The organism is Pantoea sp. nfd-35, from assembly GCF_056892255.1.
On record NZ_CP122405.1, the window covers coordinates 23,797 to 45,090 of the forward strand.

The following is a 21,294-nucleotide window of genomic DNA, read 5'->3' on the forward strand; positions in this document are numbered from 1 at the left end:
TATTGAGCCAGAGTCGCATGGCAAGGGGAACCGGACACCAGGTAATTAAGGGGACGCTTATCTTACTGAGCAGGCTAATAATTTTTTTGTCAGGCAGTTTCAGTCGGGGGAGCGCGTAAACAGGTTTTGCTTGCATAAGTTAAATTACGCTTCCTCCTCCCGGTCATTCGTTCCCCGCTCAGTTGCGGAACGCTTCAGCCATGTCTGCCGCAAGCTTATATTCAGAGGCTGGACTGATATTATGCGTCATCCAATTCTTCAGGGATTGGATCATCTGCTGCATTTAATGAGGATAAGCCTTGAGGTATCCATAATGGTGGTGGGAACCCTAGATGAATTGGGAAAACGGATGACATTGCTTTACCTATCTGCTTGCGTACTAGTTCCTCTATATCAGCATAATATTCATTGAAATCTCTGATGGGTCGTTTGAAGCGCATGCTTATGCTTGCTGGTTTATCATTAGTCCAATTTTCCATGAGTGGATTGGGAAGAAGGGAAGTAGTTTTGTTAGCAATGCTGCTCAAACTTTCAACCTTCAACAGATTTTGTGAAACGTTCTGAAAGTCATAGGGCGCTCCGCCATTATGCAATGAATACTTGATTACATACGTTGTCAGCAGTTGCGCTTGACTGGGCTTGAGAGCTCTCTGGAAACGGACGTTGATTTCTTTAGTTGCTGAGTAAATCGGTAAATGGGCATATTTGAAATCATGAAAAAGAATCGCTGCGATACGTGATGGAATCATCTCTGATTTGACTAGACCTAGCACGTTGCAATCCCGCTGCCACTGGACAAGCGAAGATCTTTTAGGCTTCTTTATTTGGCTCTCGCGAAGAACATAGCGTTTTGAAACAGCATTTTGCATAGCAGAGATAAGCAACTTACTCAGTTCATCGTACTGCCCCATCATGATGAAGCGACTCATCATCGTAAAGTTGAGGTTAAGCGAATACTTATCGGCCTGCAGGTCATACGCCTCTGATACCCATTCAGGTATTTTTTTTGAATCATTTGTAAAATAATCATAACTTATGGTGTTAGCGTTGCCGCTGTTCTGGATACGCAAGAATTCACCAAATATGTTTTGCATCTCTTTCGCAAGAAATTGGTCGAGTAAGTGAGGTAAATCACTCATCGGTCTGCTGCTGTTTTTTTGTAGCTTAAGCAGTGAGGCAAGAGAGATTTCCTCATTTTGTAGCTTAATCAGTGAGGCAAGTGAGGTTTCCTTATTCTGTTGATTTTCTTCCGATAAGGTTCGCCTTAACCGGCGAAGCATTAGTTCACTATCTAAATGTTTTGTAAGCTCTTTTTCGACTAATCTGTCACAAAGTTCATCAGAAGCGGGTATCGAGAGAAGCTTTTGACAAATGCTGATGAAACGGGTCAATGCTATGTAAAGTGTATGGTGTGGATAAAGAAGAGGGGGGAATATCCCCGGAAATGCGACTCGCCCCCCTTCTAACTTATTGATTAATAGACTGTAATTATGATTTGTTATTTCTTTTTTTTCTAACTTTTCTTTAAGTACATCTATGATGCTTAAAAAACTTTTTCCTGAATCAAGTAACGTGAAAAGTTCTGACTGTACATCATTAAATTCGGAACTTTGCAGAGCCGCAACGAACCCCATCCTGCCGTGAAAGTTATTATCTGATTCATACTGTTTTCTTGCATAGATAGCTATGAGTAGCAACTGTTCCCAGGCCATCAGTTTTGTTTGTTTGATACGGGCTATGAGGTCGTCTCGTTTGATTCCCAACGCTTCAATGTAAAGGCTTTCAATCTCACTTTTTGATTTCATCTTGCTCATAAAAATCCACAGTAGGCTTTAAAGGATACGCTAATTGTACATACTGTTTCTTTGTGTATCCAATGGATTCGCATAAATATTTTTTATGTGGATTTTGTGCATCTTGACCTGTCATCTTCTTCGGGGGTAACGTAACTGCGGCAGGGTATTCAACCGCCTTATCCATCCTTGACTAAATTTTTTATTGTGAGGTCTGAATGAACGATTCGAATAAACCAAGGGCCGGAAATGCAGCGCTCTTGCATTATCTCAGCCAAATAGATGCTATGAGCAAGGAACATCCTGACGATGTGGTTAACCATGTTGTTGCCTTGGCATTCAACACACGCAGTCCCGGGGCTAATTTTAACGCAGGAGAGATTGCAGCGAGCCGTAAATTTGCATTCTTTGGACGTCTCAGTGGTATTGATATTCCCGGTACTGAGCAGTACTTAATGGATCAAGCTATGGACGTTGTTAATACGGTTATGGATGACACCTTCGTAACATCCTGCCAGCAGGTCAACGATTACGTTAATAATGACGTGAACTTCTTATTAGAAAAATATTGATTTTTTAGGAGAGACAACATGAACGAAGTTATTTGTCCAACCTGCCGGGGTGATGGTGAGCTGGAATATAGTTGCCAGAATTGCGCAGGAACAGGCCGCGATCCTACAGATGAAAATCCTTTTGGCCAGTGCCATACCTGTTATGGTGAAGGCTCCGCACTGCAAACGTGTTATACCTGCTATGGCTCAGGGATCTATGAGGTTGAAGCACAGGCGGAAGAAAAAAACATCATTATTGATGATGATGATGATGATGATGATGAGGATGAGGATGAGGAGTAGGTATCAACACTGCAAGGAAGCGGGAACCAGTGTCGTGCAAAATCGGGCAGGCCAATAGTGTCTTATTTAGGGGGAGGATCCCCCCTTCGCTTATTAACCCATACCACAGTTGGCTGCAATGATGTCCATTGACAAAGCCTTGGCGATTAATAATTTTTAGGAAATTCAAGCCCCCCTTAAATACAAGCCTTCATTTAATTTTAATTCAATTATCGCTTCAATATCCGCTTCTGACTGTGAGCTCAATCGATTGAAGCAACAAATTTATTGAACAGCTCTACGGGGGGATTCGTAGTCTAGCGTTTTTTCGGCTTTTCATTTAGCTGATTGGCAACACTGTTTAGCAGTCAGGTGCCGATAAGGTAATAAAGCACCTCGGCCGCTTACCGCCGCACTCCTAACCGTTAAACAACCTATTTTACCGACACGGGGCAACACAACGCAGAGTGTTCTCCGCAATGTGATTGTCAATATCCATCCAGCTGTTGCTGCAGTTTAGGTTCATCGCCTCATGCTGCTTAAGCAGGTACGCGAACGTCTTCGCCGCATCTGAGTGGCTCGAAAGCACCGTCATCTGCATCTGTAGCCGCATGCTGAGTGCAGTGATGATCCGGTGTTTGCTGATGCAAGGCGTGTTTCTGTTCGCGAAAGTGTCCATGGCAGGAAACGCGGGCAAAAATGGAAGACGCTCTGGATGTGACGCTTACTATGTTTTTTTCTTCATGGAGATTCTGCTTTGTGGCATCTCTTTCAGAAGCCGACGAGTATGTCGCTCCGGTCCGCTTTCTTTGCCGCTTCCCGTCTGCTGGCCGGAAACCGGCAGATGTAAAGTGCCGTGCCCTCACTGTAGAAGGCCGCTTCGCCTAACATGCCTTGAGTGGTTAGACTACCTGCGCTGAAACCGTGAAGAGTTAATGCTTTTCTTGCAATTCACAGTTTATTTGTAGTTATCCTGTTTTATTTATATAGGCCCTGCTTAATTCAATGATATCTTTTATTTTTACATTGATATACCGGAGAAGAAAAACCATTTCTTGATATTCTAAGTTTTTATGATCAGTTGTGATGCTCGTTGGAACGGCATGCAATAGTTTACTGGTGAAGGTGTAGATGAAATTGTATTCATCTTCAAGCTGAGCTTCTTTTGCTTTTTGATCCCATTTCCAGTGTATGTTGTTACTCACCATCTTCTTCACGTCTTCGGGAAGGTTTTCTTCGAATTTTTCTTTTTCATTTGCTATCTCAATAAGGGCGCTTTCTGTCTTTTCTAACTGGTTTTTTTTAACTAAAACTGACTGAAAACCATATCCATTAAACTTGGCTTCCTCAGAAAAAATTGAAAAACTCCTATCAGCTTTCTCGTCGATAATTTTTTTTACATATTCAAAAATTGTTTCTGCAGCATTGGTGGCCTCCTCTGTATCCCCCATCATTTTTAACTCACCCAGTCTTTTATTTGTGAGGTCTCTTTCCTCTTTATACATTTTTTCCAGAAAAACTACTTCTCTGTTCATTTGTTCTTGGAACCGAGTCCAGTATTCTCGCTGCCCCTTGAGGAGTTGAGAATAGTATACTATTCCGTAACGAGAATCTTTTGTGAGCAGTTTCAGCCATACACTCATCTCGAATATGTAGCGCGTTACCGAAATTAAACTAAGGCTTTCAATGTAGTTAAAGTTGTTTTCCGTAAATAGTCGAAGCTTTACGAGACTGTCTCCAAAAACCGAATTACACCAGTCTTCAGCAATTTTTGGATTGAAATTGTCTTTCTTTTCTTGCGTTCTGAACAGTTGAGCCGTTGCATCAAGAACGCTCCGGTGATCTCTTATATTTTTCACTAAATCCGCTATTTCCTGTTCGTACATTTCACACCTTCAAATTTCTGATTATGTTCAGATAAATCCTAACACAGCTTATGTGGTAGGCAATTATAAGTGTGTCGCCCGGTCAATCGGCCTGACGGTGATGTCTGGTGTTGCTTTTTTCATGGATATTCTGCTGAGCGGCATATCCTTCAGAAGCCAACGAGTATGTCGCTTCGCTCCGCTTTTTTTGCCGCTTCCCGTCCGCTGGGCGGAAACCGGCAGATGCAAAGTGCCGTGCCCTCACTGTAGCCGGGCCGCTTCGCCTGCAAGGGAAGCTTCGCCGCCATCCTCACCCGTTCCCCGCCGTGCGCGGGACATTCAGTCCGCTCCGGCGGCGCGTGCGGCTTCCGGTGTCGCCCCTGCCTGCTCCGCTTTTCGCCCGTCTTTGTGGTGGTCACGGCACCACAGGGGTGCCCCCTGAAACTGAGGAGCATAACTATGTCCCGATTCATGCGTGGCGACAGCGTACAGATCATGTCCGGCTTTCCGGATAACAGCATTGATTTCATTCTCACCGATCCGCCGTATCTCGTCGGCTTCAAGGACCGGTCCGGCCGTTCGATCGCCAACGACGTTAACGATGAGTGGGTGCTGCCGGCGAGCCAGCAGATGTTCCGCGTACTCAAAAATAACAGCCTGGCAGTGAGTTTTTACGGCTGGAACCGCGTGGACGTCTTCATGCAGGCCTGGAAGGCGGCGGGCTTCCGCGTTGTCGGGCACCTCGTTTTCACCAAAACCTACGCCTCGAAATCGGCGTTTGTCGGGTATCAGCACGAGAGCGCCTATCTGCTGGCCAAAGGACGCCCGCCGCTGCCGGCTAAGCCATTACCGGACGTGATGCCCTGGCAGTACACGGGCAACCGTCACCACCCGACGGAAAAGCCGGTAAGCGTGCTACAGCCGCTCATCGAAACCTTCACGAAGCCCGGCGACCTGGTCCTGGACCCCTTTGCCGGCTCAGGCTCGACCTGCGTTGCCGCGGATCAGAGCGGGCGTCGCTGGATTGGTATCGAACTGCTGGAGCAGTACCACACCGCCGGCCTGCGGCGGCTTGGCGAACTGCGCGCCGCCCGGGCCGCCTGATTTTTCACCTTAACCAGACCAGAAGGAAAGCACCATGACAGACCAGACCCTGAATACAGAACTCACTCAGCTCACCGACGACGTGAACGACCTGGAGGAATCGCTTTACGAGTTTCATTTGCGGCTGCGGGACATGGTAAAGCGAAACCTTTACCGCGGCGCCTCGCCGGCGCAGAAAATGGCGGGGGTACTGATTGAGGATATCGATTTACAGCTCCTTGACCTTTACCGGCGTGCCGCCCTGATGCGCAAACACCTGAATTAAGATGCCGGAGCGGTCATTTTTTGACCGCTCCTTTTCAGTTCGCTGGTACTGCCGCCGCTTTGCTTTTATCCACAGGGTTCCGGCCGGTTTATTCACCGGTCTGTGGACAACAGGCAATAAGGATGTTGCTGCGCGCCGCTTTATTCCGCCTTGCGGCGGGACAGGGCAGAAAACCCGGTCCGTGCGGTCTGCGGCCGGTGCCGTGCCTTCACTTTAGCCCGACCGCTGCGTGATCAAGAGATCGCTTCGCTCGCCTCCTCCCCCGTTCGCACTCCCTCCGCCGCGCTTACTCCCGTCGCGCTTCCGCTCAATATTCGCGTCAGCGCCGTGCGTAATCACGTCTCCGCTCGCTTGCGCTGCGGCCTCGTCGTCGCTCCTGATCACTCCGCTTTTCGTCGGGCTGTCATTCAGGCACGGCACAGGCCGGAACGGTAATCCCCTTTGACTGCGGAGATGTCTGATGAACACACAACCCCATGTTTACCCGCCAGCGTCTGTCCTGGCAGATGCTGAAAGGCTGCATTTTCTTCCTACGCTGTTTGGCCACGACTTCATGCGGGCCGAAAACAACGTGTACCTCTATGCCGACCGTTATCTGGCCAACTATGACGGTGCGGTGTGGGACTTCGTAAGGGTGCCAGGCGTACCCCACGGCGGCGGCTACATGAAGCCTGCCGCAGAAGAACGCTGGCAGTTTTCCAGCCCCCACGTCTGGACTGATCTTGAAATCAGTTCGGACGCGGCGGGGATCATCATCACGGCACTGGTACTCAATCACCGCAGCTGGCTCTACGACCTCCACGACGAGGAGGAACTGTATGCGCACTTCTGTCGGCGTTACCGCCAGCTGACAGCGTTTGCTCAAATCCATCCCGAAGCTGCCGCGATTTTCTGCGCCCTGGACTGATAACCCACGGGGCGGCAGGGCCGCCCCCTACAGAGGAAAACACCATGTATGGAACCGTTAACGAGCTTTGTGCCCGTCTCAGATCCTGCTTTAAGCCCGACGATCTCATGACGCTGATTATCTGGACGAAAAATGACGTGCTCGCCGTGCTCGATGATTCACGGATCACCGACGAAACCGCCGACGAAATTTTAAGACGCATTGAATGGCAGGACGGGCAGCACGACAGCGGTGTGGGACTGGATGCCCTACAGGGCATAGCGCAGAGCCTGCTCGATGAGGCCGATCAGGCCCGCGAAGCGACGGTGCCCGCCGCCGCACTCGAGATTGCGCTCAGGGTGGCGTGGAGTTTTATGCGCCTTGAGGATGCTCAGAGCGGTGAGGGGGCGGCCGCGCGGCTTTATCCAGACGAAACAAAGGCGCTTTTACGTGTCAGCGCCGCGCTGAGAGCGCAGACAGACGAATAACCATCCAGTGACAGCGCGGGGGCGGCGCAGCCGCCCCCGATAAGGAGCCAAAAAATGTACGGAACCGTCAGCCAGCTTTGCCACCGCCTGAAAACCCAATTTCAGGGCGAGGAAAAAATCACGCTGATTATCTGGCGTAAAGAGGACGTGCTGAAGGTACTCAGCGAGGAGCACATCACGGAGGAAACCGCCGCCGAAATTGTGTGCGACATCGCAACATGGGACAGGGATGCACAGCACGAAGCCGGCGTGGGCGCTGAAACCCTTAGTTTTATCGCCAGTGGCCTCCGGTACGCCGCCGCACGGCGTAACCGGCCGGTGTCCGTTTCTGCCAGCGACCTGGAAATACTGGCTGAAGCCGCGGGCCGGTTGCTTGAAACCGGCGGAGATGATGATCCGCGCGCCATTGAAGAAGCGCTCAGTCGTGCCTGGCAGGCCATTAATCCGTAAAGGCGGGGAGCAGGGCAGGGAAGCCCGTCGCCCTTTCCGGCCCGGGCGAAAAACCGGCCGCCTGCGGCGGCAGAACAGCAGAGGACGCGCCTGGCGGCGCGCTTCCTGCCGTTCTGCTGATTACGGCAGCGTGCACGGGTTCAGGGGAAATAGAACCAGGCCGTGGAGATGAGATCGTTATTAATTTCAAAAACGGCAATGCTTTCAAGCGGAGAGGGTGACAGGCCGTGAATGAATTCATGATCGAACACTTTATTCCCCAGCACCGTTCTGGAAATCAGTTCCGCTCTGAGTGCGGGATTGTTGAAACGGTTGTTAATGTAGAAATCACGCAGCGCCGGTTTTCCCTGTGTTGAGGGCGTTTCAGCAGGCATACGGTAGCCCTTAAAATCATCTGCAAAGCAGGCCATGAAAGCGTCGATATCATGCGCATTGTACGCCTCAAACTGAGCAGCAACGGGACGGGTGACTGACATGCCGGACCTCTCCTTTGTGAATTAATATGCTTTTTATTAGCATTAATATTCACTAACGAAGGCGGTTTAACAACACTTTTTTCAGTCTGCCGCAGTTTCACAGCAAAAGGTCTTTTACCCCGGGCGTCCGGGCGGCTGTCATGCTTCGCACAGAGCCGGCAGGCCGTCTCTGCCCGGAACCGGCCCCGTTCCGGTTCCGGTCCAGCGGGTTTCCATCCTGACGCAACGGCTGCAACCGGCTGTCGCCGGTGCTTTCACCGCCCCGGCAAAATACCGCCAGGGCTCTTATGCGCAGTGCCCTGCCGCTGCGTTTCTCCGCGCGGCCGGCACTGCGGTGCTGTCCGCCTCATTCCCTCTTTCATCATGCCGGTTTACGCCCACACCGGGGCTGATACAGCCACGGTCCGCCTTGCCGTCCAGGATGGAATAAACAGCGTGGACATTTTTTCATGAAGCCGGAAAAAATGTCCCGCTGTCCTGGTCGGTCTGCGTTGGACCGCGCCAGTTAACGCCCCTGCGGCGTGGGATCTCAACCGGGTGATGAAACACCACAGGAAACCACAGCCGTTCAGCTCACAGGTCAACACCGCGGCGGAGAAACTCACCGGGTGATGATTTTTAAAAGCCTAAAAGGGGATATGCCATGTCAGTACACGAAACTATGCCGGAAACCACCACGAAACCCGCTGTAAAAAAGGGCGGTAAAAAAGCCACAGCCCCCCGCGCCAGCGTGGAGGCGGTACTGGAGAATGCCGTCACCGTCATGCACACACAGGACCAGCTTATCCTGTCGCCGCATCAGGCCCGTAATATGGCGCATACAGACAGCGAAATCCGTGAGCTTGCTGACTCCATTGCCCGTGTCGGACTGCTCCAGAATCTTGCAGGCCATACGATGCCTGACGGCAAAACCGGTATCTGTGCAGGCGGTGGTCGCATGAAAGCGGTGATGTTACTGACAGCCGAAGGGCGCTGGCCAGCCGACCGGCCTCTGCCCGTCCTGATGGTGCCGGAGGACATGGCGCGTGTGGTATCTATGACCGAGAACGGCAAACGCCGCGATATGCACGTTTCCGAACAGATTGTTAACTTCCGCGCGCTTACGGAGGAAGGCCGCAGCGAAGGGCAGGTGGCCGACCTTCTGGGGTTCAGCGTGGCCCATGTCAGACGCTGCCTCAAACTTGCCGACCTCTCTCCCGCGCTGATGTGTCTGCTGCGAGAGGATCGCATTACGGTCGCCCACTGTCAGGCGCTCACGCTTGCCGGAACGCCTGAGCGGCAGGATCAGATTTGGGAAGCGGCGGTCGCAAAGGTGTACGGCGGCAACCTGCCGTCTCCTGACATGCTGAAGCGCCTCGCCACGGATACCGACATCCGTACAACCAGTGCGCTGTTTAATTTTGTGGGGCGGGAGGCTTACGAGACGGCAGGCGGGGCCGTGCAGGAGGATTTATTCAGCGATGATGAGGGCGGCTGGGCCGATGCGCTGCTCACTGAAAAGCTGGCGCTTGAAAAGCTGAGGGCCGTAGCGGAAGACGTGCGCGGACGTGAAGGATGGGGGTTTGCCGAAGCGCGGCTGTCTCAGGTAAAGACCTGGGCTGATCGTGACACATGGTGTTTTCTGCCGGAGCCGCAGCCGCAGTTTTCCGCAGAAGAAGCAGAGCGCGTGGCGCAGCTTGAGTTTGTCATTGAAAATGACGAATTTGATACTGATGAGGATGAACAGGCGGCGTATGAGGAACTCGCGGCTCTGACTGCAACCGCAATCACGCGCGGCTGGCTTACAGAGGATAAGGCCCGTAGCTGGATCGTTGTCTCTCTGGATGACGGTGAGGTAGTCATCCAGCGGGGTCTGGCCCTCGTTGCTGACCAGCAGACAGAAACTGAGGAAGACGGAACCGACGACAGCACGGCAGACAGTGGTCAGGTTTCGCCGCCTGAAAAAGGCGTTGAGGCGTATTCTGCGGCACTGATCAGGTCAATGTCCTGTGAGCGCACTCTTGCCGTCCAGGCAGCGCTGTTTCAGCAGCCTGACACTGCCCTCACGCTGCTCACCTGGACGCTGTGCCGACAGGTCTTCGGGGGAAGTGGGCTGGGCCATTCCCCCGTCAGTATTACGCTGAATACCCGAACCGGAGCCATGTCCGCTCAGGCCCATACCGGAACAGACGGGCGGGGATACCGCGAAATGCAACACGAAGAAGGGGCGTTACGTGAACTGCTGCCGGAGGGATGGAAACTCGATTTTACCCTGCTCGCTGCGCTGCCCCACGATACGCTGAAACGCCTGCTGGCGTTCTGCGTGGCATCGTCACTCGACGGTGAACAGGTTCGCGTAAATGGTCATACACCCGACAGTGCGCTTGATGCCACCGAGGCGGCGCTGTTCTTCCACCTTCGCGACTGGTGGCAACCGGATGCGGCGTTCTTCGGACGCATGAGCAAGGCGCAGACTGCCGATGCTCTGGAGGCCACAGGGCGCGGCGATCTGGCCAGAGGGGCAGAAAAGATGAAAAAAGGAGACGCTGCTGAACTGGCGGCGCAGACCTTAGCGGATTCCCGCTGGCTGCCTGAATGGCTCAGTGCCCCGCTGCCGGATACCGACAGCGAAAGCGGCACTAAACACGACTGACAGCAGGGTGCAGGGCAGGGAAGCCCGTGCACCTTCTGGCTCCGGCGGGAAACCCTGCCGCCTGCGGCGGCGGTGCGGGAAGCCCCGCGCCTGACGGCGCGGCCACCACACCCTTTTCTGATAACGGTATTCATCATAATGCCGTTCACCACCATTTTTTCAGGCTGGTTAAGGTGAACAGGTGGCCTGAATTGCCCTTTTCTCCCGTAACACTCAGGTCAAATGCTTTTACCCCGGGCGTCCGGGCGGCTGTCATGCTTCGCACAGAGCCGGCAGGCCGTCTCTGCCCGGGACCGGCCCCGTTCCGGTTCCGGTCCAGCGGGTTTCCATCCTGACGCAACGGCTGCAACCGGCTGTCGCCGGTGCTTTAACCGCCCCGGCAAAAAGCCGCCGTGGCTCTGTGGCCAGCCCGCGGTTGCGGGCTGCAAATTCCCCTTCTGACGTCTTTCCCGCTGTTCCGGTCATGCCTTGCGCGGAGGGCTTGTCGTAGCACCGCCGGTTCGTGCAGAAAGGGGTGAAATGTACGCCGCCAAAAACTTTTCGCCAGGGGCCGCAAAAACTTTTCGTCGTCGCCCCTTTATGCCCTCTCTTCGTCGTCGCAACTCTGCCCTTCGCCGCGAAAGGCCAGACCGGAAAAGAAAAAATCCGCGTCAGAGGAAGCCTTTTTTCGGCCCGCATCCGGTCGGCTGGTCTGCCAGCGCTTCAGGTGCCGGAATTTTCAGGCAAATAAAAGGAGTCCTGCCCGTGAACACGACGATCCCCCCTTACCGCGGCACAGCCGATCAGAAACCTTCTGTGGGGCTGCCGTCCGGCCCGTTTGGCCGTCAGACCGCCAGCGCTCTGGTGAGCGAATACCGTAACGTTTTCATCGAGAACGACGCGGGTACGCACTTTCAGTTAGTTATCCGCGATGCGCAGGGCGGGCTGATCTGGCGGGCGTGGAATTTTGAAGCTGAGGCCGGATACGGCCTTACGACCTACATCAGGGAATACGGCGTCAGACGCTGAAAAACAAGCCTGGCTGAGCGGTTATTCAGCCAGGCCCGACCCGAATCATTATTCAGGAGATCACACCATGTCAGAGAGCCAGCACAGCGTAAAACTGCTGCCCGTCCTTACCGCTTCCGCGTTACGTTCGCCGGTATCGCAGGCTGATATTGCACGGGTTATGGGGGCGTACTGCTTTATCCAGCTCGATAACGGCGATGAGGCATTTTATCACCACGGGCATTTTGTTACCTGTTCCGATGCAGGCAGTAACGAACCCTCCGTTATCGATACTGCCCGCCAGTCTGCCCGCGCCGGAGGTATGCCGCTCCGGATGTTTGAACTTCCGCTGCCCGTCCAGGGGGATGAGGAATGGTGCTGGAATGACGTTGCGGAGGCGCTTGCCCGCAGTGCCATGACAGAAAACGTCAGAGCGTCAGTGACCGTCACCGGCTGTATGACAAAGCTGGGCGGCAGGGGCATCCATTTCTGCTCGCATCCCCTGCTGAGCGGCGTTAACAGCAACCTGTGGTTTCCTGTTGGTGAGAATGAAGACTGGTTTTCGGCGGTTGAGCGGGTTCTTGTCATGAATGGCCTGGCTGAAAACCTGACGGCGCTTGATCCGCTGCGTGACTGCAAAGAATACACCGACTGGAAAGCTACTTATAACCGCAAAGTCATTATCTGATAAAACGGGGCCGGACACGTCCGGCCCGTTCTGACACGAATGAGGTACGTTACATGCATAGTTTTTCATTACCTGAATGCCACACGCTCAGAGCGGCTGAAACCCTCAACGTTGCCGATTTATCCTGCCTGGCGGAACAGGTGACGGATCGCCTGCCGTTTGATGCTGATAATGCCAGCCGTGCAGGCGCAGCCGCTGCCGCTCTGACCGCCTTCGCCCGCTATACCGGACTGAATACCGACGGCGAATCTGCCGAAACCGTTATTGTCGATTTCCTCACTGACCTGATGCATTTATGCAGTGAAACCGGCATGCCGCTCTGCGAAATGCTGCTGACGGCCAGCCGTCACTGGCAGGATGAACAGGACGCGTAGCGCACCAGCCTGCGCGGGCCAAGTAACCGCGTGACAGGCACAGCTTTAAACTTGCTTTCGGAGAAAGGCGATCATGATCACGTCACTGAGCTACACAGAACAAAGATTCAAAGAAATTAAGGCATGTCTCAGTTTCCTGCGCGAACTTGTGAGCCAGCCGGATGAGGAAAATCGTGAGGAACTGATGCAGGGTACGCTGTGGCGCTTAGCCGGTGAGATCACAGGAACCGTGACTGACTGGACACTGGCCCGGCCCAGGCTGCCCCTTTCTTCCGTCCAGGCGTGGGCCGAGGCCATCAGGCTGGTACGAACCCAGCCTGATGGCCTCGGTGATTATCTCTGCCGGTCGGCAAAAAAGGAACTCAAAATGATGCTTCAGTCTGATGATTAGAAGGAAAATGAGCGCAACGCCTGAATGATTATGCGCAATCTCTGACCGGAAAACAGGAGATTAAAACGACATTAAAGTGTGACTTTGTTTCACTTTGTGCTAGTATAAGTGTGACAAAGTTACACACACCGGAGGGCGTATGACAATAACAAAACTGAGGCAGCAGGGCGGGGCGGTTGTGCTGACCATTCCAAGCGACATTGCAGCCAGAGCAGGCTGGAGCGTTGGCACACTGCTGGACGTTACCGCAGACGGGGATGCCGTGAGTATTCGCCCGTCAGGTCGCGTTGCCCGTGGTCGTAAGACGGTGGCGCAGCTACTGGCAGGGATTGACCAGGATGAAATCCGCCAGTTCAACGACGAAATCAGCGACGGCGCGAATGACAGACCTCAGGGAAGGGAGTTTATCTGATGGTATCGCGCAGAATCCCGCAGAAAGGTGAAATCTGGCACGTTAACGGCGATCCGGTTGAGGGAAAGGAGTTTAAAGGGCCGCACTATTACCTTGTGATTTCTCCCAGGGAGCTTGTTGCGGCGCTGGGAACGGCGGTATGTGTACCGATAACGAGTGGCGGTGGGGCCGCGCGTTCGCAGTCCGTGACGGTCTGGTTAGACGGAGACAGCACCGAATCGGGTAAGGTGACGGGCGTTGCACTTTGCTATCAGTTACGTTCGCTCGACCTGGCTGCCCGTAAGGCCACTTACAGCACAAAGGTGGCTCCCCACATCATGGACGAGATCCTGTCGATGGTCGTGGATTTAATCGACCCGCGCTGAAAGGCGCGGTTTCACTTTCTGCATTCTGCGCGGCGCAGCTCCGCAACAAAAAACGCAAGAGCCGGACAGCGCCGGTGCTGCCGCACCGGCCTTATCCGTTTTTGTGCACATCAAAGCAATCCGTTTCCTGGTATCCGTGTTCCTTCTGACTTTCCTTTTCTGTTTCTTTTTCAAAAGCCACTTCACGGGCAGGGCCATGGCCCCCTTTCGGCTCCTGCCCTGGCGGGCAGTCGTCAGCCTCACTCCGCTAAGGCGGCAGAGCCGCCAAGCTCCGCCGAACCCGCGGGCGGGTTCGTGTAGAGTCTGATGGCGAAGGTCAACGTCAACGGCTGCTGACGGCTGGCGCCGTCGCTTTAACCGCCCCGGCAAAAAGCCGCCGTGGCTCTGTGGCCAGCCCGCGGTTGCGTGCTGCAAATTCCCCTTCTGACGTCTTTCCCGCTGTTCCGGTCATGCCTTGCGCGGAGGGCTTGTCGTAGCACCGCCGGTTCGTGCAGAAAGGGGTGAAATGTACGCCGCCAAAAACTTTTCGCCAGGGGCCGCAAAAACTTTTTGTCGTCGCCCCTTTATGCCCTCTCTTCGTCGTCGCAACTCTGCCCTTCGCCGCGAAAGGCCAGACCGGAAAAGAAAAAATCCGCGTCAGAGGAAGTCTTTTTAGGCATCCGCATCCCTCCGGTCACACCGCAGCGCGCTGCATAAACCGGATCTCACAGCATGAGGATTTCATGATGAAAAACGTATCAACCTCCAGCATCCAGGACACGCAGGATTTGTCCCTCGATGCCTTTATGGACCTGTGTGACTACGTATGGACGCACGGCGAATTCCTGGGGCCGTCTGGCCTGTCGCGTGATGATTTTAACGGGCTGGAGGTGATTGATGAGCCGACAGAAGAACCGGACGCGCGGAAAGTTTACATGCGCGACGGCTGGCCGGTTGCCGTTTACGAGTTTGATATCGGTTACACCGTGATCCGCCGCCCGTACTGACGGGCAGAAAGGAAAAAGGGCGGAAATTCCGCCCGTTTACCCCGGACGACACGACCAAATGACCGTCCGGAACGTCAACAGCAATAAGGATTAAATCATGAAAACTGCTGACCGCAGCATCATCACACCCTCTGCCGGGTATGTAAAGCCCGGGGGTAAATCATCTCATACCCGCCATCGTCACACCGATCCGGATTTGTGTGAGATTCCGGATGAAATTCGGGCACGTGTCCGTCACGTGGCGCACTGCGTCCGCAAGCGCAGAGCCGTTCGTGTCCCAGCCATGAGCAGCAGTGAATGGGGCCAGTTTCTCCGTTCGCTGGAGATCCATCGTGCTGTTGCCTGACTGATTGCCTGCCGCCCCGAGACAGGGCGGCATTACCCGATAATCTCAAATCCATAGTGTGACAATTATGGCCCGTTTATTTAATGGTTTTCGTTCTGCAAACAGCATTCGTCGCGACCGCCCACTTACTGATGAAGAACTGCGTCAGATTGTCCCCAGCGTGTTTTCTGAAGATAAACATGATTCACGCAGTGACCGCTACACCTATATCCCTACAAGCCATATTCTGACGCGCCTGCGTAAAGAAGGTTTTGAACCGTTCTATGCCTGCCAGCAGCGCGTGCGCGATCAGGGGCGCGTCGGTCATGCAAAACACCTGCTGCGCCTGCGTCGTCGTGATCAGATTATTGCCTCAGAAGTCTCGGAAATTATTTTGCTAAACAGCCATGACGGCAGCAGCAGCTACCAAATGATCCCCGGACAGTTTCGCAGCATCTGTTCCAACGGCATGGTGTGCGGAGAAGTGTATGGCGAAATCCGTGTGCCGCATAAAGGCGACATTATCAGTCAGGTGGTTGAGGGGGCTTATGACATTCTTAAACGCTTTGAGGCGATTGAACATTCACGCGATGAAATGAAGCTTATCCAGCTTGATCATCGTGAACAGGTTGCCTTTGCTGAAACGGCGCTGGTGTTTCGCTATGATGGCCAGCATATTCCGGTCACTGCTGATTCAGTTCTGCAGGCGCGCCGAAAGGCAGACAATCCGAATGACCTCTGGACTGTTTATCAGCGTACTCAGGAGAACATCATTCGTGGTGGATTACGTGGCCGGACCGTGAAGGGATCAGTGACAAAAACCCGAGCGATAAACGGCATTGACGGCGACATAAAAAACAACCGTTTTCTCTGGTCCCTTGCCGAAAAAATGAAAGAACTTAAATCCTGATTTGTGGAACGGGGGCACTGAAAACCCCCGTTTTTTTTCGGCCTTTATCACTTCGCTACCGCGTCACGCCCTCATTACCCGCACCCGTTACCGTACTTTTTACCTTTCTGTCACGTGCCTGTTTTTTTCCTTTCCCGTTGTCTTTCAGAACATCGGAAATCGCCCTTTCACTGAAACCAAACTGCATTTCATCCAGTGCCGATTTTATGTCTTTTGCGTTGTAGCCTTTTTCTTTTGCCAGCATCAGAATGGTGCCACGGAGACTTTCCAGCACTTCATTTCTGGTAATACGTTTTGGTGACAAATCTGGCAGATTTTCCAGCCTGGATTTTGCCTCATCAATCTGCTCTTGTGTGAAAAACTGCTGTGTAGCCATAACACCCTCCAGTGGAAATATCAAAAAAGATGATTCTGCCCCGTAATAATGGAAATTTCCAGCTCCCACCTCCCATGACGCCAATTTACTTCTGGCGATTAAAGTGCCAAAATACAGTAATGAAATCCAAAGACGGGACAGGAAATGTTTTGTGACCACCGCCAGCACGCTGGCAGTGATTCCCAAAACGACCTGCTCAGGGCTCCGCCCCGAGACCCGGGTTAAGTGCCAAGGTTGAGTTATGTCGAAAAGTGAAAAGCGTCAGAGGGAAAAGTTGGTTAAATGCCGTTGCACAGATGCTGAATACGAGGCCATCAACAAGAAGGCCATTGCAGCAGGACTGACGACATCTGAATACCTACGTCGATCAGCGCTCAACCGCCGCATTACCGTTCGAACCGACATTCGTATGATGAACGAACTGCTACGCCTCGGCGGTCTGCAGAAGCATCTTTACACCCAAATGCAAACGAACATGACGACCGAGCTGAGCCTTCAGTTTTCTGAAGTGCTGACCAGTATCAGGGATGCCATTAACGCGCTGGATATGACTCCTGTCCCTGTCGAGGAAATGAAAGACTGATGAACGTTATCATCCCGCCGAAGCGCCGCGACAAGAAGACCAGCTTTAAGAAGCTGGTTGACTACGTGAGCACGCGTGAGGAAAAAAAACCAACGGAAGCCGCAACACGTGAAGTGGTTCATGACGCCAGAACTGAGTACGTTTCCACGCCAGGTTTCGGTCAGCTGGTCGACTATGTCGGTCGCAAAAGTGCTGCTGCGGCTCCACAGATTATCAGCATTTCACCAGAGGGCACTCAGCGCGTACTCTCTGGTGAAGTGCTGTGTGAAACAAACTGCTTCTCGCTAGACACTGCCGCGTCAGAGATGAATCTGACAGCATCACAGAACCGTCACTGCAAAGACGCTGTATATCACCTTATTCTTTCCTGGCAGGACGATGAAGACCCATCGCCTGACGCGGTGTTCAGTTCCGTCCGCTATTGCCTTAAGCAGCTTGGCATGGAGGAGCATCAGTATGTTGCTGCTATTCATCGCGACACTGATAACCTTCACTGCCATGTTTCAGCAAACCGCGTACACCCCAACACGTTTACTGCGCAGAACATGTGGAACGATGCCGACACGCTGCAAAAGTGCTGCCGCGTGCTTGAGCGTGAGTTTGGTTTCAAAGTGGATAACGGCAGCTGGCATATGGATGAGGCTGGTGAGCTTCACCGTACCCGTCGCGAGATGCCTTCTGCTCCGCGTGGCGCTGCAAAACGCGAAATCTTTTCAGACAAAGAAAGCCTGCACGGCTATGCCGTACGCGAAACCCGTCAGCCTTTGTCTGACGCAGTTGCGCAGGACGCACTGAGCTGGGACCGTCTGCACAATATTCTCTATTCCAGAGGGCTGGGCCTGCGGGAGCAGAACGGCGGACTTGCTGTTTATGATCTGCTTCATCCTGAAAGCGTTAGCGTGAAGGCATCCGATGTGCATCCGGATATCAGCCTGACGGCGATGGTCAGAAAGTACGGGGACTTTCAACCTGCGCCGCCAGTCAGCAATCCAGAACGTCCCGAGGACGGTATTCTTCATATGCAAACCTGCTACATGCCACAGCTTCATGTGCGCGATCAGGAAGCTCGTCGCGAACGACGTGAAGCCCGTGCTGTCGCTCGTGACATCCTCCGCGCACGCTATGATGCCTACCGCAGCGGATGGGAGAAGCCGGACCTGCGAGCGGGCGAACGTTTCCGTCAGATTGCGGCGCACTGCGTGGCAGTTAAAGCCAGCGTACGAAATACCGTCAGGGATCCGCTGATGCGTAAACTGATGTACCGTGTTGCTGAGTTCGAAAAGATGAAGGCGATGGCTGAACTTCGCCTGCAGCTGCGTGAGGAGCGTCAGGCACTCAGCGAAACCGGGGCGAACAGACCGCTGAGCTGGAAGTCATGGGTTGAGCGCGAAGCGACAAAAGGAGATGCGGCGGCGCTCAGTCAGATGCGCGGCTGGGCCTATCGCGAGAAACGTGCTGCCCGTAAGCAGGGAAGTGCGTGGCCAGAACCGAATGCCGTTATTCATTTCGGCCCGGGTGACAATGTGCCTTCGTTTAAGTCCAGCGAACATGAAACGCGAGTACTGCGAGACGGCACAGTCAGCTATCTGCGCGACGGCAAGCCAGCCGTAACCGACTTTGGTGACAGGGTCGAGATTTATCCTGCGCCTGACAGCAAGTCTGATCGCTTTAACAATGATCTTGCTGCTGAGCTAACAGCCTGGCGTAGCGGAGAGAGCACTGCGCTGACGGGTGAACAGAAAGCTGTGAACCGCGTGTTGTATTCCGGCGTAGTGAGAAACATCACTAAACGTGACGGCCGAGAATTCAAAGTCAGTGATCCTAAGCTGATGGCCAGCGTGAATGCCACGGAAGACAGCCTGCGAAATCAGAATGTGCAGCCGGAACTCAAACAGGCCGAGCCGCAATTTAACTACGATGAAAACGTACGCATTTCAAAAAGAGATTTACAGCGTCCATAAGGGGGGCGAGCAGAGAAAATTAAATAATTGATAAACCAAATTATTTAGCGCTGATTGCACAGGGTTGAAGGCCTGTACAACCAGCTAACCACAGTAACCTGGATAGGAGGTCATCATGGCTGCGGTCGATCCTAGTCATTTTTCGCATCTGAGCAAGTTTTTTCCTGAATTGACTGAGATACAGGCAATTCACAGTTGCATGCTCGTTTTCGGTTGTATCTCAGTAGAGGATATCGCTGAGCTTCGTAGTGTAAGCACAGATACCGTGAATGAGTCATTAAAATCGGCTCAGAAACGACTGGGCGTCAGTTCAATGAAACTTTTAAGGGCCACGGTCATCTGCCGTGTACTCATGAGCATTTCGATGTTTATGAATAGTGTTAATTTTGGTTAAGTTTAAAATGTGTCATTTTTTTAATTAATTTTTCAAAAAAATACCCGCTCCCAAGGCGGGTATTTTGTTTTATTGTCCATAAATACAATGAGTTGGTTTTCACCCCCCTGTAAATAGGGGGGTTTACACAATTAGGACCAATCTTATTTAATGGCCGCAGCTTACAAAAACCATACAAAAACTTACAGGAACATTGATGGCTTCTCAGTCGACTCATAAGAATAAAACAGTGCTTCTCCGTCTTACTGCTGAGATGACTGACCTGTTAAGTGAGGCAGCCATACGCTCCGGCAGAAGTAATACCAGTGAAGCTATGGTCCGTCTTGAAGACAGTTTGAAATATTTTCCAGATCTCGCCGCACCAGGGCGTCGATTTAAAGCAGAAGGTAATTGTTAAAATAGCCCAGCTTAGCCGGCATTAATAATGCCGGTCCTTTTTTCAGAATTTATATGCGCACCCGCGCAGAGCTTTGTTTTGTCAAAATCCAGCCTCCGCTCTTTAACAATGTGTCCGAAACCCTGATCTCAAGGTCCTCTCTTGCCGGTATCTGATGCAGCAGTACACGCGCATGCTGAGCCTGTTTAACGACACCTATGGACACGTGTTTGCGCGCGACGCGGGCGACATTGATCTCCGTGATGTTGTTCACAATGACCGCATTCTGGTTGTGCTGGTGCCGGCTCTGGAGCTGTCCGTCCCGGAGAGCAGCACGCTGGGCCGGCTTTATCAGTCGCAGCTGGCCATGATACTAAGCCAGGACTTGGGGGAAAAGCTGGAAGGGCGGCCAGAGGATAACATGAAGGTGCGGAAGTTTAAGGACCGCTTTCCGCTGCTCTGGATTATTGACGAAGTGGGCGCCGGATACAGCGAAAAACTGGGCGAATTGGCCACGCAGATTCGCTCGCTGGGCTACTGCCTGCTGCTTGCAGGGCAGGAGGTGCAACGCCTGAAGTCGGCAGCAGGCGACGCTGTGTGGACGCTGATTGCCAACATGGGTGTGCGCATCACCGGCAAAATTATGGATCCGAAGGACACGCTGGAAATTCTGCAACTGATGGCTGGCACAGAGTACCGCGCGCATATTAGCGCAATGATGCAACAGGGCAGTGTTCTCGGCAGTGGCCTGAGAGATGACCCCCGCCTGCAGGTCAGCGAAAAGAAAAAGGTCGACGTGGATGAAGTGCAGGCGCTGCAGGAGGGTGAGAACGTCACTCTGTTTAAGGGACAGGTCATCCGCGGCAGCTCACTCTACATCGCTGACGCAGACAAGTTTACGAAGGAGCCGGTGCGTATCAACCGGTTTCTGGAGGTCAGCCCGCCTTCTGAGGCCGGGTTGCTGGCGACCATGCCTTACCGACAGCGACGCAGCTACGTGCGGGCAGACCGGGTGCAGCGCATTCTGCAGGTGCTGGACGCGCCACTGGGAGCGCAGGATACCAGCCGGCTGGTGCTGACCGACCCGGCGCTGGCTGCGGTCTGTGAGTTCAGCCTTGAATGCGAGTACTGCTGGAAGCGCTCGCCGTCTGCAGCGGTGCGTTCTTCAGTTCTCTGGCATATGGTACAGGGAAGCCTGCCTGCGAGGGGCAGGGGCTACAAGGTCCGCCTGCGTGAACCCCGCCTGATGGGCGTTGGCCGCGAGGCGATTGAAAAAGCCATGCAGAACTACGTACCACCTGCGCCGTTCGTCCTCCCGTCATAATTAATACAACCCACTAACGCCTCTTCTCTCCAGTCTGTTGCCTTCTATGA

General features: G+C 53.2%; 26 protein-coding genes and 1 pseudogene. 22 read left to right on the top strand and 5 right to left on the bottom strand.

Features of this window, described 5'->3' with window-relative positions; translation table 11 throughout:
* Window positions 1–239: 239 nt before the first annotated feature.
* Window positions 240–1,814, bottom strand: coding sequence for a hypothetical protein (locus tag P9J57_RS21970; RefSeq protein WP_483279586.1), 1,575 nt, complete (start codon window positions 1,812–1,814; stop codon window positions 240–242).
* Window positions 1,815–2,011: 197 nt separating this feature from the next.
* On the opposite strand from P9J57_RS21970, the gene P9J57_RS21975 reads away from it, so the two are divergent.
* On the top strand, window positions 2,012–2,365 hold the full coding sequence (locus P9J57_RS21975) for a hypothetical protein (protein WP_483279587.1): 354 nt from the start codon (window positions 2,012–2,014) through the stop codon (window positions 2,363–2,365).
* A gap of 18 nt (window positions 2,366–2,383) precedes the next feature.
* On the top strand, window positions 2,384–2,647 hold the full coding sequence (locus P9J57_RS21980) for a molecular chaperone DnaJ (RefSeq protein WP_483279588.1): 264 nt from the start codon (window positions 2,384–2,386) through the stop codon (window positions 2,645–2,647).
* Between the two features lie 418 nt (window positions 2,648–3,065).
* Here the strand turns inward: P9J57_RS21980 and P9J57_RS21985 are convergent, their stop codons facing one another.
* The gene (locus tag P9J57_RS21985) at window positions 3,066–3,305 is read right to left on the bottom strand and encodes an IS66 family transposase (protein ID WP_483279589.1); all 240 of its coding nucleotides are present in this window, start codon (window positions 3,303–3,305) and stop codon (window positions 3,066–3,068) included.
* A 289-nt stretch (window positions 3,306–3,594) separates the two neighbouring features.
* Window positions 3,595–4,512 (bottom strand): hypothetical protein, encoded by a 918-nt coding sequence (locus tag P9J57_RS21990; RefSeq protein WP_483279590.1) that lies wholly within the window; start codon window positions 4,510–4,512, stop codon window positions 3,595–3,597.
* A gap of 438 nt (window positions 4,513–4,950) precedes the next feature.
* On the opposite strand from P9J57_RS21990, the gene P9J57_RS21995 reads away from it, so the two are divergent.
* The 5 genes from P9J57_RS21995 to P9J57_RS22015 all read left to right on the top strand — a co-directional run bounded on the left by P9J57_RS21995 (window position 4,951) and on the right by P9J57_RS22015 (window position 7,684).
* Complete coding sequence (locus P9J57_RS21995; RefSeq protein ID WP_483279591.1) at window positions 4,951–5,595, top strand: DNA methyltransferase; 645 nt, start codon at window positions 4,951–4,953, stop codon at window positions 5,593–5,595.
* Between the two features lie 34 nt (window positions 5,596–5,629).
* Window positions 5,630–5,860: a hypothetical protein gene (locus tag P9J57_RS22000; RefSeq protein WP_308538930.1), complete on the top strand. Its 231-nt coding sequence runs from the start codon at window positions 5,630–5,632 to the stop codon at window positions 5,858–5,860.
* Between the two features lie 460 nt (window positions 5,861–6,320).
* On the top strand, window positions 6,321–6,767 hold the full coding sequence (locus P9J57_RS22005) for an antirestriction protein (RefSeq protein ID WP_483279592.1): 447 nt from the start codon (window positions 6,321–6,323) through the stop codon (window positions 6,765–6,767).
* A gap of 44 nt (window positions 6,768–6,811) precedes the next feature.
* Entirely contained in the window at window positions 6,812–7,234 is a 423-nt protein-coding gene (locus P9J57_RS22010) for a DUF1380 family protein (protein WP_483279593.1), read from the top strand.
* A gap of 54 nt (window positions 7,235–7,288) precedes the next feature.
* Window positions 7,289–7,684, top strand: coding sequence for a DUF1380 family protein (locus P9J57_RS22015; RefSeq protein WP_128392512.1), 396 nt, complete (start codon window positions 7,289–7,291; stop codon window positions 7,682–7,684).
* Between the two features lie 140 nt (window positions 7,685–7,824).
* Here P9J57_RS22015 and P9J57_RS22020 read toward each other — a convergent pair whose 3' ends face one another.
* A complete protein-coding gene (locus tag P9J57_RS22020) occupies window positions 7,825–8,160 on the bottom strand; it encodes a nuclear transport factor 2 family protein (RefSeq protein WP_128392511.1) in 336 nt (111 codons plus the stop codon).
* Between the two features lie 643 nt (window positions 8,161–8,803).
* Between P9J57_RS22020 and P9J57_RS22025 the strand changes: the two genes are divergently transcribed.
* The 10 genes from P9J57_RS22025 (at window position 8,804) to P9J57_RS22070 (ending at window position 16,230) form a co-directional block, all read left to right on the top strand.
* Window positions 8,804–10,792: a ParB/RepB/Spo0J family partition protein gene (locus P9J57_RS22025; RefSeq protein WP_483279557.1), complete on the top strand. Its 1,989-nt coding sequence runs from the start codon at window positions 8,804–8,806 to the stop codon at window positions 10,790–10,792.
* 744 nt (window positions 10,793–11,536) lie between these two features.
* Complete coding sequence (locus tag P9J57_RS22030) at window positions 11,537–11,800, top strand: DUF905 family protein (RefSeq protein WP_240678584.1); 264 nt, start codon at window positions 11,537–11,539, stop codon at window positions 11,798–11,800.
* A 67-nt stretch (window positions 11,801–11,867) separates the two neighbouring features.
* On the top strand, window positions 11,868–12,467 hold the full coding sequence (locus tag P9J57_RS22035; RefSeq protein ID WP_240678583.1) for a hypothetical protein: 600 nt from the start codon (window positions 11,868–11,870) through the stop codon (window positions 12,465–12,467).
* A 53-nt stretch (window positions 12,468–12,520) separates the two neighbouring features.
* Window positions 12,521–12,841: a hypothetical protein gene (locus P9J57_RS22040; protein WP_128392509.1), complete on the top strand. Its 321-nt coding sequence runs from the start codon at window positions 12,521–12,523 to the stop codon at window positions 12,839–12,841.
* Between the two features lie 73 nt (window positions 12,842–12,914).
* Complete coding sequence (locus tag P9J57_RS22045; RefSeq protein ID WP_483279558.1) at window positions 12,915–13,232, top strand: hypothetical protein; 318 nt, start codon at window positions 12,915–12,917, stop codon at window positions 13,230–13,232.
* 139 nt (window positions 13,233–13,371) lie between these two features.
* On the top strand, window positions 13,372–13,644 hold the full coding sequence (locus P9J57_RS22050; RefSeq protein WP_483279559.1) for an AbrB/MazE/SpoVT family DNA-binding domain-containing protein: 273 nt from the start codon (window positions 13,372–13,374) through the stop codon (window positions 13,642–13,644).
* On the top strand, window positions 13,644–14,009 hold the full coding sequence (locus P9J57_RS22055; protein WP_164483429.1) for a type II toxin-antitoxin system PemK/MazF family toxin: 366 nt from the start codon (window positions 13,644–13,646) through the stop codon (window positions 14,007–14,009). Before P9J57_RS22050 ends, P9J57_RS22055 begins: the two co-directional genes overlap by 1 nt.
* 722 nt (window positions 14,010–14,731) lie before the next feature.
* Window positions 14,732–14,995: a hypothetical protein gene (locus P9J57_RS22060; RefSeq protein WP_483279560.1), complete on the top strand. Its 264-nt coding sequence runs from the start codon at window positions 14,732–14,734 to the stop codon at window positions 14,993–14,995.
* A gap of 97 nt (window positions 14,996–15,092) precedes the next feature.
* Window positions 15,093–15,341, top strand: coding sequence for a hypothetical protein (locus tag P9J57_RS22065; RefSeq protein ID WP_210512628.1), 249 nt, complete (start codon window positions 15,093–15,095; stop codon window positions 15,339–15,341).
* A gap of 67 nt (window positions 15,342–15,408) precedes the next feature.
* On the top strand, window positions 15,409–16,230 hold the full coding sequence (locus P9J57_RS22070; protein ID WP_483279561.1) for a DUF932 domain-containing protein: 822 nt from the start codon (window positions 15,409–15,411) through the stop codon (window positions 16,228–16,230).
* 55 nt (window positions 16,231–16,285) lie between these two features.
* On the opposite strand, the gene P9J57_RS22075 is transcribed toward P9J57_RS22070, so the two are convergent.
* The gene (locus P9J57_RS22075; protein ID WP_483279562.1) at window positions 16,286–16,792 is read right to left on the bottom strand and encodes a hypothetical protein; all 507 of its coding nucleotides are present in this window, start codon (window positions 16,790–16,792) and stop codon (window positions 16,286–16,288) included.
* Window positions 16,793–16,847: 55 nt separating this feature from the next.
* Between P9J57_RS22075 and mobA the strand changes: the two genes are divergently transcribed.
* From mobA to P9J57_RS22100, 5 genes and pseudogenes are all read left to right on the top strand, one after another.
* Window positions 16,848–17,189: a plasmid mobilization protein MobA gene (gene mobA, locus P9J57_RS22080; protein WP_324022269.1), complete on the top strand. Its 342-nt coding sequence runs from the start codon at window positions 16,848–16,850 to the stop codon at window positions 17,187–17,189.
* Entirely contained in the window at window positions 17,189–19,150 is a 1,962-nt protein-coding gene (traI, locus tag P9J57_RS22085; RefSeq protein ID WP_483279563.1) for a TraI/MobA(P) family conjugative relaxase, read from the top strand. The genes mobA and traI overlap by 1 nt, the downstream gene beginning before the upstream one ends.
* 115 nt (window positions 19,151–19,265) lie before the next feature.
* Window positions 19,266–19,544: a helix-turn-helix domain-containing protein gene (locus P9J57_RS22090; RefSeq protein ID WP_029571092.1), complete on the top strand. Its 279-nt coding sequence runs from the start codon at window positions 19,266–19,268 to the stop codon at window positions 19,542–19,544.
* Window positions 19,545–19,740: 196 nt separating this feature from the next.
* Window positions 19,741–19,941: a TraY domain-containing protein gene (locus tag P9J57_RS22095; RefSeq protein WP_164483422.1), complete on the top strand. Its 201-nt coding sequence runs from the start codon at window positions 19,741–19,743 to the stop codon at window positions 19,939–19,941.
* Between the two features lie 148 nt (window positions 19,942–20,089).
* A pseudogene (locus tag P9J57_RS22100) lies at window positions 20,090–21,244 on the top strand (TraM recognition domain-containing protein); the annotation flags it as partial.
* Window positions 21,245–21,294: the final 50 nt, after the last annotated feature.

Coding starts and splice junctions, on each gene's coding strand:
- P9J57_RS22025 (WP_483279557.1), top strand. CDS start 8,804: ATGTCAGTACACGAAACTATGCCGGAAACCACCACGAAACCCGCTGTA.
- traI (WP_483279563.1), top strand. CDS start 17,189: ATGAACGTTATCATCCCGCCGAAGCGCCGCGACAAGAAGACCAGCTTT.
- P9J57_RS22095 (WP_164483422.1), top strand. CDS start 19,741: ATGGCTTCTCAGTCGACTCATAAGAATAAAACAGTGCTTCTCCGTCTT.
- P9J57_RS22040 (WP_128392509.1), top strand. CDS start 12,521: ATGCATAGTTTTTCATTACCTGAATGCCACACGCTCAGAGCGGCTGAA.
- P9J57_RS22090 (WP_029571092.1), top strand. CDS start 19,266: ATGGCTGCGGTCGATCCTAGTCATTTTTCGCATCTGAGCAAGTTTTTT.
- P9J57_RS22065 (WP_210512628.1), top strand. CDS start 15,093: ATGAAAACTGCTGACCGCAGCATCATCACACCCTCTGCCGGGTATGTA.
- P9J57_RS22005 (WP_483279592.1), top strand. CDS start 6,321: ATGAACACACAACCCCATGTTTACCCGCCAGCGTCTGTCCTGGCAGAT.
- P9J57_RS22000 (WP_308538930.1), top strand. CDS start 5,630: ATGACAGACCAGACCCTGAATACAGAACTCACTCAGCTCACCGACGAC.
- P9J57_RS22050 (WP_483279559.1), top strand. CDS start 13,372: ATGACAATAACAAAACTGAGGCAGCAGGGCGGGGCGGTTGTGCTGACC.
- P9J57_RS21985 (WP_483279589.1), bottom strand. CDS start 3,305: ATGGACACTTTCGCGAACAGAAACACGCCTTGCATCAGCAAACACCGG.
- P9J57_RS22035 (WP_240678583.1), top strand. CDS start 11,868: ATGTCAGAGAGCCAGCACAGCGTAAAACTGCTGCCCGTCCTTACCGCT.
- P9J57_RS22070 (WP_483279561.1), top strand. CDS start 15,409: ATGGCCCGTTTATTTAATGGTTTTCGTTCTGCAAACAGCATTCGTCGC.
- P9J57_RS21980 (WP_483279588.1), top strand. CDS start 2,384: ATGAACGAAGTTATTTGTCCAACCTGCCGGGGTGATGGTGAGCTGGAA.
- P9J57_RS21995 (WP_483279591.1), top strand. CDS start 4,951: ATGTCCCGATTCATGCGTGGCGACAGCGTACAGATCATGTCCGGCTTT.
- P9J57_RS22015 (WP_128392512.1), top strand. CDS start 7,289: ATGTACGGAACCGTCAGCCAGCTTTGCCACCGCCTGAAAACCCAATTT.
- P9J57_RS21970 (WP_483279586.1), bottom strand. CDS start 1,814: ATGAGCAAGATGAAATCAAAAAGTGAGATTGAAAGCCTTTACATTGAA.
- P9J57_RS22045 (WP_483279558.1), top strand. CDS start 12,915: ATGATCACGTCACTGAGCTACACAGAACAAAGATTCAAAGAAATTAAG.
- P9J57_RS22060 (WP_483279560.1), top strand. CDS start 14,732: ATGATGAAAAACGTATCAACCTCCAGCATCCAGGACACGCAGGATTTG.
- P9J57_RS22055 (WP_164483429.1), top strand. CDS start 13,644: ATGGTATCGCGCAGAATCCCGCAGAAAGGTGAAATCTGGCACGTTAAC.
- P9J57_RS21975 (WP_483279587.1), top strand. CDS start 2,012: ATGAACGATTCGAATAAACCAAGGGCCGGAAATGCAGCGCTCTTGCAT.
- P9J57_RS21990 (WP_483279590.1), bottom strand. CDS start 4,512: ATGTACGAACAGGAAATAGCGGATTTAGTGAAAAATATAAGAGATCAC.
- P9J57_RS22020 (WP_128392511.1), bottom strand. CDS start 8,160: ATGTCAGTCACCCGTCCCGTTGCTGCTCAGTTTGAGGCGTACAATGCG.
- P9J57_RS22010 (WP_483279593.1), top strand. CDS start 6,812: ATGTATGGAACCGTTAACGAGCTTTGTGCCCGTCTCAGATCCTGCTTT.
- mobA (WP_324022269.1), top strand. CDS start 16,848: ATGTCGAAAAGTGAAAAGCGTCAGAGGGAAAAGTTGGTTAAATGCCGT.